General features: G+C 62.2%; 15 protein-coding genes and 1 tRNA gene. 12 read left to right on the forward strand and 4 right to left on the reverse strand.

Translation table 11 applies throughout. From position 1 onward, the window contains the following. Nucleotides 1-138 precede the first annotated feature (138 nt). The 4 genes from SJI00_RS11075 (at nt 139) to SJI00_RS11090 (ending at nt 2281) form a co-directional block, all read left to right on the forward strand. Nucleotides 139-537, forward strand: a complete 399-nt coding sequence (locus SJI00_RS11075; RefSeq protein WP_322462047.1) for a YkgJ family cysteine cluster protein — start codon at nt 139-141, stop codon at nt 535-537. 116 nt (nt 538-653) lie between these two features. Then, complete coding sequence (locus SJI00_RS11080; protein WP_322461764.1) at nt 654-1217, forward strand: GNAT family N-acetyltransferase; 564 nt, start codon at nt 654-656, stop codon at nt 1215-1217. 68 nt (nt 1218-1285) lie between these two features. Continuing rightward, nucleotides 1286-1825 (forward strand): hypothetical protein, encoded by a 540-nt coding sequence (locus SJI00_RS11085; RefSeq protein WP_322461765.1) that lies wholly within the window; start codon nt 1286-1288, stop codon nt 1823-1825. Between the two features lie 66 nt (nt 1826-1891). Further along, complete coding sequence (locus SJI00_RS11090; protein ID WP_322461766.1) at nt 1892-2281, forward strand: lysozyme inhibitor LprI family protein; 390 nt, start codon at nt 1892-1894, stop codon at nt 2279-2281. On the opposite strand, the gene SJI00_RS11095 is transcribed toward SJI00_RS11090, so the two are convergent. Then, complete coding sequence (locus tag SJI00_RS11095; protein ID WP_322461767.1) at nt 2278-3183, reverse strand: bestrophin family protein; 906 nt, start codon at nt 3181-3183, stop codon at nt 2278-2280. The genes SJI00_RS11090 and SJI00_RS11095 overlap by 4 nt on opposite strands. A 202-nt stretch (nt 3184-3385) precedes the next feature. Between SJI00_RS11095 and SJI00_RS11100 the strand changes: the two genes are divergently transcribed. Next, nucleotides 3386-4459, forward strand: a complete 1074-nt coding sequence (locus SJI00_RS11100) for a diguanylate cyclase (protein ID WP_322461768.1) — start codon at nt 3386-3388, stop codon at nt 4457-4459. Between the two features lie 52 nt (nt 4460-4511). Here the strand turns inward: SJI00_RS11100 and SJI00_RS11105 are convergent, their stop codons facing one another. Then, entirely contained in the window at nt 4512-5165 is a 654-nt protein-coding gene (locus SJI00_RS11105) for a S1 family peptidase (protein WP_322462048.1), read from the reverse strand. Nucleotides 5166-5577: 412 nt separating this feature from the next. Between SJI00_RS11105 and nhaA the strand changes: the two genes are divergently transcribed. Beyond that, complete coding sequence (nhaA, locus tag SJI00_RS11110; RefSeq protein WP_322461769.1) at nt 5578-6933, forward strand: Na+/H+ antiporter NhaA; 1356 nt, start codon at nt 5578-5580, stop codon at nt 6931-6933. Between the two features lie 303 nt (nt 6934-7236). On the opposite strand, the gene SJI00_RS11115 is transcribed toward nhaA, so the two are convergent. Continuing rightward, a complete protein-coding gene (locus SJI00_RS11115) occupies nt 7237-8469 on the reverse strand; it encodes an MFS transporter (protein ID WP_322462049.1) in 1233 nt (410 codons plus the stop codon). 121 nt (nt 8470-8590) lie between these two features. On the opposite strand from SJI00_RS11115, the gene SJI00_RS11120 reads away from it, so the two are divergent. Together SJI00_RS11120 and SJI00_RS11125 are read left to right on the forward strand one after the other, a co-directional pair. Next, complete coding sequence (locus SJI00_RS11120) at nt 8591-9556, forward strand: AraC family transcriptional regulator (RefSeq protein ID WP_322461770.1); 966 nt, start codon at nt 8591-8593, stop codon at nt 9554-9556. A gap of 491 nt (nt 9557-10047) precedes the next feature. After that, entirely contained in the window at nt 10048-10563 is a 516-nt protein-coding gene (locus SJI00_RS11125) for a hypothetical protein (protein ID WP_322461771.1), read from the forward strand. 358 nt (nt 10564-10921) lie between these two features. On the opposite strand, the gene SJI00_RS11130 is transcribed toward SJI00_RS11125, so the two are convergent. After that, nucleotides 10922-11006: transfer RNA gene (locus SJI00_RS11130), tRNA-Leu, on the reverse strand. 108 nt (nt 11007-11114) lie between these two features. Here SJI00_RS11130 and queA point away from each other — a divergent pair. The 4 genes from queA (at nt 11115) to secD (ending at nt 15612) form a co-directional block, all read left to right on the forward strand. Then, nucleotides 11115-12164 (forward strand): tRNA preQ1(34) S-adenosylmethionine ribosyltransferase-isomerase QueA, encoded by a 1050-nt coding sequence (queA, locus tag SJI00_RS11135; RefSeq protein ID WP_322461772.1) that lies wholly within the window; start codon nt 11115-11117, stop codon nt 12162-12164. 14 nt (nt 12165-12178) lie between these two features. Continuing rightward, a complete protein-coding gene (gene tgt / locus SJI00_RS11140; RefSeq protein ID WP_312934881.1) occupies nt 12179-13294 on the forward strand; it encodes a tRNA guanosine(34) transglycosylase Tgt in 1116 nt (371 codons plus the stop codon). Between the two features lie 60 nt (nt 13295-13354). Next, a complete protein-coding gene (gene yajC / locus SJI00_RS11145) occupies nt 13355-13687 on the forward strand; it encodes a preprotein translocase subunit YajC (RefSeq protein ID WP_312934849.1) in 333 nt (110 codons plus the stop codon). A gap of 62 nt (nt 13688-13749) precedes the next feature. Further along, a complete protein-coding gene (gene secD / locus SJI00_RS11150; RefSeq protein WP_322461773.1) occupies nt 13750-15612 on the forward strand; it encodes a protein translocase subunit SecD in 1863 nt (620 codons plus the stop codon). Nucleotides 15613-15617 lie beyond the last annotated feature (5 nt).

Genomic DNA, 15617 nt, shown 5'->3' on the forward strand with positions numbered 1-15617 from the left:
GTGGTGAGGTTCGCCATGACCGGCCATCTGCCGACCCTTTATTTTTCATCAGCCCTCTTCTCAGCCGCACGGCATTGGATTAAAAAGAGCGCGCGGGGCAAACCCGTTCCCCTCAATCCTTCTCCTCCCGTGGGCATCATGTCCGAATACAACCCTTGCCTTGACTGCGGCGCATGCTGCGCGTACTTCCGTGTGTCCTTCTTCTGGGGTGAATGCCAGTCCTCCGGGGGGGTGGTGCCCGATGATCTGGTCGTGCAGATCAACCCGACCCGCGTTGCGATGATTGGCACCGACGCCAAACCGTCACGCTGCATCAGCCTGAACGGCGAAATCGGCAAGCAGGTCGGTTGCAGCATCTACGCCAACCGCTCCAGCCCGTGCCGGGAGTTCGACGCCTCGTGGGTCAACGGCGTGCACAACCCCAGCTGCGACGATGCCCGCGCCGCCTATGGCCTGCCGCCGCTGATGCCGCCGGGCGTCAACGAGCCGCACTGGCCGAACGACGATGATGATGACGATGGCGCCAAAGTGGCATAACTGCCGGCAATGAGGTAACCCGACGGCTGTCCATTCGACCAAGGCCGGGTGCGCTCTGGTAGTGTGACCAGATGACACTACACGGTCATACGACCGCAATGGACAGGAGACCCGGCGTGACCCAGCCCCGCAGTTTTTCCACCGACCTCAGCCTCGAAAGCCCGCGCTTGCAATTGCGCCCCATGCGCCATGCCGATGCGCCCGCCTGGCTGACCATCATGGCCGACCCGCAGGTGATGCGGTATTGGCACCACGCGCCTTGGCAGGATGTGTCCGAGGCCGAAAGCGCCTTGGCCCAAGACCGCCAGGCCTACGCTGACGGCCAGCAGCTGAAGCTGGGCATGTACCGCCGTGACAATGGCGAGCTGATCGGCATGGTGCAGCTGTTCAACATCGACGAAGTGTCGCGTCGCGGCGAGATCGGCTATTGCCTGGCCAGCGCGGTGCAGGGACGCGCTTACATGGATGAAGCCCTGACCTGTTTCATCGACTACCTGGCCCATACCCTGCACCTGCGCCGCCTGGAAGCGGAGATCGATCCACGCAACGAGGGCTCGGCCCGTACCCTGGAACGCCAAGGCTTCGTACTCGAAGGCACGTTGCGCGCACGCTGGTGCGTGGCCGGGGAGCTGTCGGATTCGGGGTTGTATGGTTTGCTGCTGGAGCCGCCAGTGGCGTGAGTCAGCTTGCACGCCGGCAGGGGGCTAGGTAGGGTCGCTGCACGATCGATCTGTGTGTGGTGCCGACCTTGCCCCGTTATTACCTGTCTTTGAGCCTGCTGCTGTACCTGGCTTGTCTGTTTTGCACGGGGGCTCACCTGGACGGCGGTAGCCAGATGCCGTCGCTGCAGATGCTGCTGTATGGCCCGTGGGCAATGCCTTTCGGTCTGTTCCAGTGGTTTGCCAATCCGCTGTTCGCGTTGGCCGTGCTGGCGCATCGGCGCTTTCGCCGCCTGGCGCTCCTGGCGAGCTTGGCCGCGCTGTACCTGGCTTTAGGCAGCTTGGGCATCGAGCGCCTGCCTGACAACATCAGCTACGTCTTCCATGACGTCACGGCCCTGGGCGTGGGTTTCTACGTGTGGGTGCTGGCCCTGTTCGGCTTCAGCCTGGGGCAGGGCTGGTGGTGCTGGAAGGCCCGCAGTGCGAGCGATGTGCCCGGTTGGCGGTGGCCGGATGTGCTGCTGCTGGCGGCGTTGGCATTGACGCTCTACACCGCCGCCGACATGCCCTCGCTGCGGTTCGAGCCTGGGCGGATTCTGCTGCCGCCTGAACCCTCCCTGGCAACCTGAGGTCTAGGGCCAGCATGGGCAGGCGTTCTTGACCGGCTCTGCATTGACTTGAAAGGAGTTCACCTGATGCTTCGTTCCTTGATCGGCACCGGCGCGGTATTGCTGCTCGCGGTCTCTTGCGCCCACGCGGCAGACGACTCGCCGGCCTATACCCAATGCATGGACACCGCCTCCAGCACCTCGCTGATGAGCACCTGCATCCAGACCGAAACCCAGGCCCAAGATGCGCGCCTGAATCAGGCCTACAAGCAGCTGATGGGCAAGCTGGATGCGCAGCAAAAGAAAGGTCTGCGTGAGATTCAGCGCAGTTGGATGGCCTACCGCGACGCCAACTGCAGCTTCCATGGCAGCCTCGACAACGGCACGCTGTCGCGGGTCAACGCGACGATGTGCGTCAAGGACCTGACCCGCGACCGCGCCGCAGAGCTTGAGCAAATGGCCAACCCCGAGGGCTAGACCCGCGGCTGCTCAGGCACCGGCTCATCGTACAGGGCCTCGCGCTGTATCGATTCCAGGTTGCGCTCGATGGTTTCGCAGATCGTGTCCATCTTGATCTGGTGCTCGCTGGCCTTGAACGGGCTCTGCAAATCGGTGCCGATACGCTCGATGGCCAGCAGCATGAAACCGACCACGGTAGAAGCCAGCGGTGTGAACCAACCCAGCGATTCGACAATGCCGACCGGCACGATCAGGCAGAACAGACTGATGAACAACCGGGGGAAATACACGTACGGGAAGGGCAGGGGCGTATTGGCAATGCGCTCCATGCCGCCTTGCGCGTTGGAGATATCGACCATGGTCGATTCCAGCCGCGCCAGACGGATGCTGTCGAGCCGCCCCGCCTTGTACTCGGTGGCCAGCAGTGCTGCGGAGCCCGCCAGAATGTCATTGGCGAAATTGTTCGAGCCATTGCGCCGCTCGAATTCCGCATGCGGGATGAACGCAGTCAGCTCGGGCGGGCAGGGCTCGCCCTTCAGGTGCGCCGCCAGGCAGTTGACATAGGCCACCTGGCGCCGCAGCAAGGTGGCTTTGATCGGGCTGAGACGGTCGTCCGGGTCATCGATCAGGGTCAGCACCTGGCGGGCGAAGCTGCGTGAGCTGTTGACCATCGCCCCCCACAGCGTGCGCGCTTCCCACCAACGGTTATAGGCGCTGCTGTTACGAAAGCTCACCAGCACCACCAGCGCCGAGCCGAGCAGGGTGAGCGGGATCAAGGGCAGGTTGAACTTGCTGTTGAGAAACAGCATGAAATCAATGGTGACCAGAACGTCCCAGATCAGCAGCCAGAACAGTGACCAACCGATATAGCCGAGGGTTTTTGTCACTAAGCGAATTTTGTGGGCAATGAGTGCTTTCAAGGCACGACCTCGTGTGCGGGACAGTGAGCATCGGACGTCGCGGCATGAGCAAGGTTCGCGCGAGCGGTTGCCGTACGCTGCGGTTGGTCGGGGTATCTGGGCGAACTCCGCAGGTGATGGCACAATGCCTTGGTTGTTCTGGCAGCGGCTTCGATCTTGTCCTGTGCTCCGCCAAGGCACGCTTTCGACTCGGTACTTCTCCATGCACCAGCCAGCCGCCAAGGGTCTGTCGTTCGCCAGGCGCATGTACCTGCCGCGCGCGGTCGGAACAGGCTTGGGTTTCTTCTGCGTTGCGGTGGGCCTCTGGCCGTTGCAGCCTGATGGCGGGGTGTGGTTGCTGCTGCTGGCGCACGGTTTCGTCTGGCCGCATGTGGCCTTCCAGCTGGCCCGCGTGTCGGCCTCGCCTTTTCGTACCGAGCAGCGCAGCCTGATCTTCGATGGTTTTGCCGGCGGTTGCTGGGCGGGGGCGATGGGCCTGAATCCGCTACCGAGTGTGATCATCCTGTCGATGATCGCCATGGACAAGATTGCCGCCGGTGGTTGGCACATGCTGTTCAAGACCTTTGCCGCCCAGGCTGTGGGTATCGGTGTGGGCTTGTGGCTATATGGGCCGCCGCTGTTTCCACCGACCACCCAGCAGCAGATGCTGGCGTGTCTGCCGATTCTGCTCATCTACCCGATGGCCATCGGCATGGTCTGCTATCAGGTGACGGTGCAGCTCAGTCAGCACAAGCGCGCCCTCGCGCGTCTTAGCCAAACCGACAGCCTCACTGGGCTGACCAACCACGGCGCCTGGAAAGACCTGCTGCTGCGCGAATTCGAGCACTGCCGGCTGCAGGCGGGGCCTACCCATCTGGCGCTGATCGATGTCGACCATTTCAAGCAGATCAATGACACCTACGGCCACCTTGTGGGCGATAGCATCCTGCGCGCCATCAGCGCCAGCCTTACCCGCCAATTGCGCAAACGCGACCCGATGGGGCGCTACGGCGGCGACGAATTCTGCGTGCTGTTACCCGACACATCGCCTGCCCAGGCCCAAGACATCCTCGAGCGGCTGCGCCAGGCGGTGGAGGCGTACCGCCATCCCGCGCTGCCGGAACTGCGGGTCACCTTGAGTATCGGCGTCGCGGCCCACTGTGCGGCGTTGGCCGATGCCGATGCCTGGCTGCACGCCGCCGACATGGCGCTGTACCAAGCCAAGCGCAGCGGCCGTAATCGACTGGTGCTGGCCGACGGCATGCCGACCACCGAAGTGGCCGCCTGTCCGCATTGAGGCACAGCCGCCGCCTGATGCCGACGAACCACGCCCAAGTACCAGGGCGGATTCAGACCTGCGGCGCTTTCGCCACCAGTGCCGGTACCGGTTTGGGCCGCTGCGGCGTGACCCCTTGCCGGGCGAGTTGGAACTGATAGCGGCGCCACTCGCGGTCGATCTCGCTGTAGGGCATGAACACGCTGATGCGCTCGGCACTGGCCAGATCTGGTCGGCGGGTGCTGTCGATCTCGTCCTTGTCGATGTAGGCGATGTTGATACCAACCACCTTGCCATCATCGGCAAACAGCGGACCGCCCGACATGCCCTTGACCAGCGGGCCGTCATGCACTGAATAGAACACGCCGCCACCGGTGCCCTTGAGCCGTACCAGCGAGGCCGAGGCATGGCCGCGGCCCTCGACGGGCATCTGCAAGCCGTTGAAACCAACTGCGGTAACGGCCTCGCCTGGTACGAACTGTCGCCACTGCGGGGTGCGCTCGGCCTTGTGGCGGAAGAACACGACATCGCCAAGGCCTTCATGGACCACGCCGGGCAGGAAAGGGGTGTGTTTGGCGGTGACCGCGTAGTCCTCGTTCCACTGGATCGCCGAGGCCATCAGCAGCATCGGCAGCGGACCGCCGGAATGGACGACGAACGCCTGGTCATAGGTGGGGTTTGAAGCGAACGAGCGGGTGGGCATTCCATTGCACCCACTCAACAGCATCATTGCTGCGAGGCAGGGCACAGTTGCTTTCATGGTTCAGGTTCTGAGGGGGTGGATCGGCAGCGTGGCAACAGACTATCGGCACGCCTTAACTTTTGGTTAGGCCCAATGTGATGGAGAGTAATGGTGGCACATAGCTATTGCCAATCGAAATCGGCGATGGCGGCGATAGCATCCGCCGAGTGGTATACCGTCTACCATCAGTGCACGCTGAAGGGATTTCTGCAAGAGCGCGGGAAACACTTCCCCTGTGTAGGAAATGCCTGATATCAGGGGCCAGCGCCGGTCATCGGTCCAGGGTGTTTTGCAGGTGTCGGGCGCTATGCCTACAATGCGCACGGGTGCGTCAGGCATGTCGCTGAATCGCAGGTTAAATGTCCAACACCAGTCGGGCCGCTGGTGAGGTTTTACCGTGCCCGCACCCAATACGCCCGCCTCGGCCGTTATCCCCCGGCCCCAGCAGCTCACCCGCCAGGCCCTCGCCGCGCTGGAACGTTTCGCGCACATCGAAGCCGTCAGCGGCATTGCCTTGGTCATCGCCGCGATCGCCGCGCTGATCTGGGCCAACAGCGCCGCCAGCGCCTCCTACGAGGCCTTCTGGCATACGCAGGTCACCCTCACCATCGGCGCGTTGAGCCTGGGCCAATCCCTGCATTTTCTGGTCAATGATGGCCTGATGACCATCTTCTTCCTGGTGGTGGGCATGGAAATCCGTCAGGAAATCCAGGACGGCGCCTTGTCCAACGCGCGCCTGGCCACCTTGCCGCTGGGTGCTGCGCTGGGCGGCGTGCTGGTGCCTGCGGGCCTGTACCTGGCCTTCAACTGGGGCTTGCCTTCCAGTCACGGCTGGGCCGTGCCGACGGCCACCGATATCGCCTTCGCGGTGGGCGTTCTGGCGCTGCTGGGCAAGTCGATTCCGGCTAACCTGCGCATCTTCCTCCTGGCCCTGGCGATCATCGATGACATCGCCGCCATCCTGATCATTGCCGTGTTCTACACCGCCAGCCTGGACTTCGCCGGCCTGGGGATCGCCGCCGGTGGTCTGGCACTGGTCCTGGTCATGCAGCGCATGGGCATCGGTAACGCATGGGCCTATGTGCTCCCGGGCGTGATCATGTGGGCCGGCCTGCTCAAGCTCGGCGTGCACCCTACGCTGGCCGGGGTGGTGCTGGGCCTGATCACCCCGGTGCGCTCGGCGCCGTCCCATGAGCGGCCGCTGGACATGATGTCCAAGGCATTCCGTGATCTGCTGCATCGGGTCGACCAGGGCGAAAAGAAAGTGGCTACCCCGCTCAAGCAGATTCGTCTGGCCGAGCGTGAAGTGGTGCCGCCGGTCCAGCGCGTGCAGTCGCGTCTGCATCCATGGGTGGCCTTCGCCATCATGCCGTTGTTTGCCTTGGCCAATGCCGGTGTCAATTTGCAGGGCGCTCATCTGGATGTGCCGATCAGCTTCTCGGTGGCGTACGGGGTCGTGGTAGCGCTGGTGGTCGGCAAACCGATCGGTATCTTCCTGGCGACCTTCCTGCTGGTGCGCAGCGGTGTCTGCACACTGCCGCAGCACGTCAGCTGGGGTGGGGTGGCGCTGGTCGGGCTGCTTGCCGGGATCGGCTTCACCATGTCGATCTTCATCGCAGGCCTTGCCTTCGATGATGCGCACCTGCTGGCCGTGGCCAAGTTGAGCGTGCTGTGTGCGTCCGCGCTGGCGGCGGCGATCGGGCTGGTGTGGGGAGTGGTGTACTTCAAGTGGATGGCAGGCGCTGCCAAGTAACCCGCTACCGCGCTGCGTCTGGGCGAAGATCGCTCGGGCGCAGCGCGGTAGCGTGTGCACCTCAAGCACACCTGTCGCGCTCAGGTCGTGGCAGGCATGCACCGTCTCTTGGGTCCAAAAAACCGGCTCAAGGATAAGAGTGATCGGTGCCGCTGTGCGGCCCCGACGGCGTTCAACTCAGCCCGACCGATCAGCACCAGGTTCAAGCGCTCGGTATTTTGGTTCTGGACACCCGTCCAGGCGTTCATCTGTTATCCGCTTGAGGTGCCCACTCCAAGGCGGCCTGGAGTGAGCTACAACACGTTAAAGATGCCCCGCCAGGGTGGCCTTGCCCAGAGAGGACGGTTGAACGCTGACGCGCCATACGATCAGCAGGGCTGATAGCAGCATCACGATTGCTCCCGCGACAAACACGCCAGCGATGCCGCTGAAGCTGAACATGGCACCTCCCGCAGCGGCACCCGCGGCGATAGAAGACTGCACCGATGCCACCACCATCCCGCCTGCGCTTTCCGCTTGATCAGGCACTGACCGTGCCACCCAGTTGGACCACGCGACTGGCACGCCGCCGAACGCCAATCCCCAAAACGCAACCAGCAGCGCCTGGCCCGGCTCTGAGGCAGGCAACAGCACCATACCCAGCGCTGCCAGCCCAACCAGCGCCGGCATGAGCGCCAATGTCGCGCTCAGACTCCGCGCAATCAGCCACCCCGCCAGCATCGTGCCGACAAAATTGGCCACCCCGAACCCCAGCAACATAAGGGCGAGCCCATCCGTACCAACGCCGGTGGTGCTTTCCAAGAATGGTCGGATATAGGTGAACAGCGCGAAATGGCCTGTGTGGGCAAGCACGCAGCCAAACATGCCGACAGCGATGCCAGGACGCATGAGTACCTCCAGTACAGTTCTGAGTCGTGCCGGACTGCGCGGCGCCATTTTTGGCAGTGTGAACCACTGGAAGAGCAGGGTAATACCGCCCACTGCGGCAGCGGCAAGGAACGCGGAGCGCCAGCCATACAGGCCACCCAGGTAACTACCGAGCGGGACCGCGACCACCGTGCCTACGGCAATACCACTGAAAATGATCGACAGCGCCCGAGGAAGCAGCCGCGCCGGGACCAAACGCATAGCCACGGCCGCAGCCATGCACCAAAAGCCACCCAGTGCCACCCCCAGCAGAACACGCATCAGCATGAGCACCCACATGCTGGAGGACAACGCCACCAACAGGTTGGAAGCGATCATGAGCACCGAAAACCCCAGAAGCACAGTGCGCCGGTCAAGTGTTCGCGTGAACCCTGGCACCAGCAATCCAGCAAACAGCGCCACAATGGCGGTGACGGTCACTGCTTGGCCCGCTATGGCTTCAGATACCCCCAGGTCTGTGGCCATCGGGGTCAGCAGGCTGGCCGGAAGGTACTCGGCCGTCAGCAATCCGAACACGCCCATTGCCAGCGAAAGCACCGCCATCCAGGCCGGTGTCTTCGGTTCTACACCTCCAGCGACGCCCGCTTGAACACTGGATTGGGGCGCCATTACGCTGTCATTCACCATCACCATCTCCCTAAAGTTGAAGCGAGCGCAAAGTCTATGCGTCGATTTCAGGAGGATCTATGATGGTTCGTCTGTAGTTTTTGATCAGGAATCCGGATTGCACATGTCAGATCCATTCGCTCTTTCTTCCGAACTCATCAGCGAATTGCTGACCGGCATGCGCCTGCGAGGCGTGCAGTACCGTCGTATCCAGACCGGTCCATCGTTCGGTGTAAGCTTGAACGCCCGGCGTGGACATGCCTATTTTCACTACCTCGCCATCGGTTCAGCTGTGCTGCGCACGGAAGATGGTGTCCTGCATGAACTGTCCGCAGGGCATGCAGTGTTCTTGCCGCAGGGCGCAGCGCATCAGTTGCTGTCCAGCTCGGACGCGCCAGTCCAGGACATCGGTTTTTTCGAATCGGCTCCTTTGGGTGACACGGTCAGCGCCGTCAACCTGTGCCCTACGACCAGCGCCATCCCCAGCGCCATTCTTTTTTACGGCTGTATGCAGTTTGATCTTGGCGCAATGCAAGGGCTGGAGCCGCTGATGCCGGCCCTGATAGTGGTCGATGCCGCCAGCGATCGCTACCCTGGGCTCACGCCGATACTCGCCGCCATGAAAGGAGAAATCTGCTCCGGGCGTATCGGCTTCGCCGGGATTCTCGCCCGTCTCGCCGATGTAGTCGCGGCGATGATCGTACGGGGTTGGGTCGAATGTGGCTGTGACGATGCATCGGGCTTGGTCGCAGCGCTGCGTGACCCTCGGCTGGCCCGCGCCATTCTGGCGCTCCATCGCGACCCGGGCCGCAATTGGTCCGTGTCGGAGCTGGCCGAGCAATGCAATTGCTCGCGCTCTGTGTTTGCGGAACGCTTCCAGGCAACCATTGGAATACCACCGTTACGCTATGCCACCGAACTGAGGATGCGCCTCGCCAGTCAGTGGCTGACTCAAGACAGGCTCCCCATCGAAACCGTGGCGCAGAACCTCGGTTACACCTCTCAAGCCGCCTTCAGCCGTGCCTTCAAACGCATCACGGGCCGGCCGCCCGGTGCCAGCCGACTGCCTCATCGGCGGCTGACGTCCTGAGGTCGTGGCCAAGGGGCCAGGTCTGTATGAAACGTCTCGAGGCCAAGCCCCTGCAGGGCCGATGGAGGCCCCGCAAAAAAGGTGAGTAACGGTCGGGCCGCGTAGGTCGGGCCGCGTAGGTCGGGCCGCGTAGGTCGGGCCGCGTAGGCCGGGCCGCGTAGGTCGCGCCGCGTAGGCCGGGTCGCCTAGGCCGGGCTGTGTAGGTCAACACATGTAGGCCGACCCGCGCTCGACCGAACTGCAGTACGTGAGCATTTCGAGGGCCCGGCCTTGCGCTCTGTTTTCAACCCAGCCTAAGTGAGTATCAAGGCTTACCCTGCAGACCCTCGGATAATCGGCCGTCGCTAGAAAATGGAATGACCTGATTTGGGGAAAGGAATTTTTTCCGAAGTCGATTGTTCACCATCAATTTTCGTTGAAAGGAACTACTCGTTGTAGGATTTTCGAGGCGAGGTTATTTTTCAGCCTCAACGTCATTCAAGGTGTGCCAGATGAAAGGGATTTTGAAGGGTTTGCTGGTGGTCGCGTGTGTGGGTGGGGCGATGGGTGCCGGTGCTGATGAGCGCTTCAAATTCGACGCTTACCCAGCGTCAGACGTAAGTCAGAAGACAGTGAGCAAGATTGACTGGAAGTCGAACCCCGCTTACGCGAAAGACTTGAAGTCAAAAGACGCTGTTCAGTGGACAGTCGGGAAGAAGGCTGATTTCGCCGGGCACTTCGCCGTGACCTCGTTCAGTTGCGGGGCGGGGTGCCAGTCCACCGCGTTCGTCGATGTGAATGACGGTAAAATCTACAAGTCCCCGATGCAGTTCCCAAGCGAGACGACCGACCTCCCCAAGGTGAGCGGTGGAAAGGCATACCTGCCTTCGAGCAACCTGATTTTCATGTCGAGCCTCGATTATAAAGGCACTGACATGATGCAGAGCGATGGGGTAGTGGTGTTCGATGAGAAGTCGAAACAATTCCAGATCGTGGCGAAATCGAAACCGTACAAGATGAAATTCTGATCGTGGGAGCGTGGGCTTCTTTGTCGTGCAACGACTGTGTAGAAGCGCACGCTACTGCGCGGTAAAGGTATTCTGTGTAGCGGCCGCGAGTTCGTATTGGGGGTCGATGGTTGATGCTTCATCAGGGTTTCGACGGCACCATTGCTCAATAGGGCAACGGGTGCGCGCGCCTTGCTGAGCGACCAGTACGACTGAGTATTCTCAGGCGCCTGGGCCTGGAATGGTACGTGACTGATGAGGTGTGGGCGGACAAGAGGGCTGCTTGACATACAGGACTTTCAGCATGGCGGTGCTGCGTGAGGATTGGTCAAATTTCAGGCAATAAAAAACCCAGCGTTTCGGCTGGGTTTCTTTTAGATGGTGCCCCGAGGGAGACTCGAACTCCCACTCCTTTCGAAAACGGATTTTGAATCCGCCGCGTCTACCAATTCCGCCATCAGGGCTTAACGCGGCGCAGTATAGAGAGGCTCCGTCCGTCGGTCAATCGCCTTTCATGGTCAATTTTGCCTCAGTGGGCTAAACTTCCCCGCTTTGTCGAACCGAACCTGATCATGCGCGTCGCCGATTTCTCTTTCGAACTCCCCGATACCCTCATCGCTCGCCATCCGCTGGCCGAGCGCCATGGCAGCCGTCTGCTGGTCCTCGATGGGCCGAGCGGGGCGTTGGCGCACCGGCAGTTCACCGACTTGCTCGAGTACCTGCGCCCCGGTGACCTGATGGTGTTCAACAACACCCGGGTGATTCCGGCGCGGCTGTTCGGCCAGAAAGCCTCGGGCGGCAAGCTGGAAGTGCTGGTCGAGCGCGTGCTCGACAGCCACCGCGTGCTGGCCCATGTGCGTGCCAGCAAGGCGCCGAAAGTCGGCACTCGATTGCTGATCGACGGCGGCGGCGAGGCCGAAATGGTGGCGCGCCATGACACCCTGTTCGAGTTGCGCTTTGCCGAACAGGTGTTGCCGTTGCTCGACCGTGTCGGGCACATGCCGCTGCCGCCCTACATCGACCGGCCTGACGAGGGCGCCGACCGCGAGCGCTACCAGACCGTGTACGCCGAGCGCGCGGGGGCCGTGGCGGCGCCCACCGCCGGGCTGCATTTCGATCAGGCGCTGCTGGCGCAGATCGCGGCAAAAGGTGTCGAGCAGGCGTTCGTGACCCTGCACGTCGGGGCCGGCACCTTCCAGCCGGTGCGGGTCGACAAGCTCGAAGACCACCACATGCATAAAGAGTGGTTGGAAGTCAGCCAGGGCGTCGTCGATGCCGTGGCGGCCTGTCGCGCGCGCGGCGGCCGCGTCATCGCGGTGGGCACCACCAGCGTGCGCTCGCTGGAAAGCGCCGCGCGCGATGGTGAGCTGAAGGCCTTCAGTGGCGACACCGATATCTTCCTGTTCCCCGGCCGGCCCTTCCATGTGGTCGACGCGCTGGTGACCAATTTCCACTTGCCCGAGTCCACGCTGCTGATGCTGGTCTCGGCCTTCGCCGGTTACCCCGAGACCATGGCTGCCTATGCGGCGGCGGTCCAGGAGCGGTACCGCTTCTTCAGTTACGGTGATGCCATGTTCATCACCCGCAATCCGGCGCCGCGTGGCCCCGAGGATCAAGCATGACTCGCACTTGTCGAATGTCGTTCGAACTGTTGGCCACCGACGGCAAGGCCCGTCGCGGTCGGCTGACCTTCCCCCGTGGCACGGTCGAGACCCCGGCGTTCATGCCGGTGGGCACCTATGGCACGGTCAAGGGCATGCTGCCGCGTGACATCGAAGCCACCGGTGCCGAGATCATCCTCGGCAACACCTTCCACCTGTGGCTGCGCCCAGGCACCGAGGTGATCAAGAAGCACAACGGCCTGCACGATTTCATGCAGTGGAAAGGCCCGATTCTCACCGACTCCGGCGGTTTCCAGGTGTTCAGCCTGGGCGCGATGCGCAAAATCAAGGAAGAGGGCGTGACCTTCGCCTCGCCGGTCGACGGCTCCAAGGTGTTCATGGGCCCGGAAGAGTCCATGCAGGTGCAGCGTGACCTGGGCTCGGACATCGTCATGATCTTCGACGAGTGCACCCCGTACCCGGCCGAGCACGACGTGGCGCGCACGTCCATGGAGCTGTCGCTGCGCTGGGCGCAACGCTCGAAGAACGCCCATGCCGAAAACACCGCCGCGCTGTTCGGCATCGTCCAGGGCGGCATGCACGAAGACTTGCGCATGCGCTCGCTCGAAGGGCTCGACAAGATCGGCTTTGACGGCCTGGCCATCGGCGGCCTGTCGGTCGGCGAGCCCAAGCACGAAATGATCAAGGTGCTCGATTACCTGCCAGGCCAGATGCCCGCTGACAAACCTCGTTACCTTATGGGGGTGGGCAAACCCGAGGATCTTGTGGAGGGTGTGCGCCGCGGCGTCGACATGTTCGACTGCGTGATGCCTACGCGCAACGCGCGCAACGGGCATCTGTTCATCGACACCGGGGTGATCAAGATCCGCAACGCGTTCCATCGCCATGATGAATCGCCGCTGGATCCAACCTGCGATTGCTATACCTGCTGCAACTTCTCGCGCGCCTACCTGCACCACCTGGACAAGTGCGGCGAAATGCTCAGCAGCATGTTGAATACGATCCATAACTTGCGTCATTACCAGCGCCTGATGGCTGGTTTGCGCGAGGCTATTCAACAGGGTAAATTGGCCGCCTTTGTCGACGCCTTCTATGCCAAACGCGGGCTGCCTGTGCCGCCTCTGGACTGAGTGTCCTTCACTGAATGTGCAAACCAAGTCTTTGCATAACGCTAGTAACTGGAGTGTCAAATGAGCTTTCTGATTCCCGCCGCCTACGCGGACGCTGCTGCACCTGCTGCCGCGGGTCCTGCTGGTTTTGAGTGGATCTTCCTGGTCGGCTTCCTGGTCATCTTCTACCTGATGATCTGGCGTCCACAGTCCAAGCGCGCCAAAGAGCAAAAGAACCTGCTGGGTAACTTGCAGAAAGGCGACGAAGTTGTCACCAACGGTGGTATTGCCGGCAAGATCATCAAGGTCTCCGATGATTTCGTCGTGCTGGAAGTGTCCGACACCGTTGAGCTGAAGTTCCAGAAGGGTGCCATCGCGGCAACCCTGCCAAAAGGTACGCTCAAGGCGATCTGAGGCATCGATTTTTTTTCCAGTCGGGGCGCGCAACGCGCCCCGCGTCTTGTACGGGCGGCGTGATGCTGAACAAATACCCTCTGTGGAAATACGCACTGATCGTGCTGGTACTGGCGATCGGTTTCATTTATTCCGCTCCCAACCTCTACCCGGATGATCCGGCCGTGCAGATCAGCGGTGCCAGTTCGGCGCTGCAGGTCAACCAGGCCGACCTGGACCGTGTCAGCAAGGCGCTGACCGAGGCCGGTCTGGTGGTCAAGGGCGCGAGCCTGGGTGAGAAGGGCAGTGGCCTGATTCGCCTGAGCAATCAGGAAGATCAGTTGCCAGCCAAGGATGTGGTGCGCAAGGCGCTCGGTGACGACTATGTCGTCGCACTGAACCTGGCCCAGACCACCCCGCAGTGGCTGCGCAAGATCGGCGCCAGCCCCATGAAGCTCGGCCTCGACCTGTCCGGCGGTGTGCACTTCCTGCTGGAAGTCGACATGGACAAGGCCATGAGCGCGCGCATGAAGGTCTATGAAGGTGAAGTGAAGACCTTGCTGCGCAAGGAACGCATTCGCTATCGCAGCCTGCCGCAACAGAATGGCGGCATCATGCTCGGCTTTGCCGACGACGCCACCCGCGAACAGGCGCGCAGCCTGGTACGCAAGAATTTCACCGACTTCGACCTGACCACCTCCGAGCGCAACGACCTCGCCGTGCTGCGTCTGGCGCTGACCCAGGCCAAGGTCACCGAGATCCGCGAATACTCGATCCGTCAGAACCTCACCACCGTGCGCAACCGCGTCAACGAGCTGGGTGTCGCCGAGCCGCTGGTGCAGCGCCAGGGCGCCAACCGCATCGTGGTCGAACTGCCGGGCGTGCAGGACACTGCCGAAGCCAAGCGTATCCTCGGTAAAACCGCCAACCTGGAGTTCCGCTTCGGCGCCGAACCCGGTGCGTCGCGTGCCACCAGCGAAGTGTTCGAGTTCCGCGAAGGCGGCCGTTCGGCTCCGGTCGAGCGCGGCCTGATCATCACCGGTGACCAGGTTACCGATGCCCAGGCCAGCTTTGATGAGCACGGCCGTCCGCAGGTCAACATCCGCCTCGATGGCCACGGCGGCGAACTGATGAGCCGCGCCACGCGCAGCAACGTCGGGCGCAGCATGGCGGTGATCTTCATCGAGCAGAAGCCGATCACCCGCTACGTCAAGCAAACCGTCGATGGCATCGAGAAGGAAGTGCCGGTCCAGAGCTTCCAGGAAGAGAAGAAGATCATCAGCCTGGCGACCATTCAGTCGCCGCTGGGTAGCCAGTTCCGCATCACCGGGCTCAATGGCCAGGGCGAGTCGTCCGAGCTGGCCCTGCTGCTGCGTGCCGGTGGCCTGGCAGCACCGATGTACTTTGCCGAAGAGCGCACCATTGGCCCGAGCCTGGGTGCCGACAACATCACCAAGGGTGTGGATGCGTCGCTGTGGGGCATGCTGTTCGTCTCGCTGTTCATCATCGCCATCTACCGTGGTTTCGGCGTGATCGCCACGATCGCCCTGGCGGGTAACATGGTGCTGCTGCTGGCCCTGATGTCCTTGCTGGGCGCGACCCTGACCCTGCCGGGTATCGCCGGTATCGTGCTGACCATGGGGATGGCGGTGGACGCCAACGTGCTGATCTTCTCGCGGATTCGCGAAGAGCTGAAGAACGGCATGTCTGCTCAACGTGCGATCCATGAAGGCTTCAATCGTGCCTATACCGCGATCATCGACGCCAACCTGACCAGCCTGCTGGTAGGCGGCATCCTGTTCGCCATGGGTACCGGGCCGGTCAAAGGCTTCGCGGTCACCATGTCCCTCGGGATATTCACCTCGATGTTCACCGCCATCATGGTGACCCGTGCAATGGTCAACCTGACCTGCGGCGGGCGTGACATCAAGAAGCTGTGGGTCTGAGGGAA

The organism is Pseudomonas gebzensis (assembly GCF_034427815.1).
Lineage (GTDB): Bacteria > Pseudomonadota > Gammaproteobacteria > Pseudomonadales > Pseudomonadaceae > Aquipseudomonas.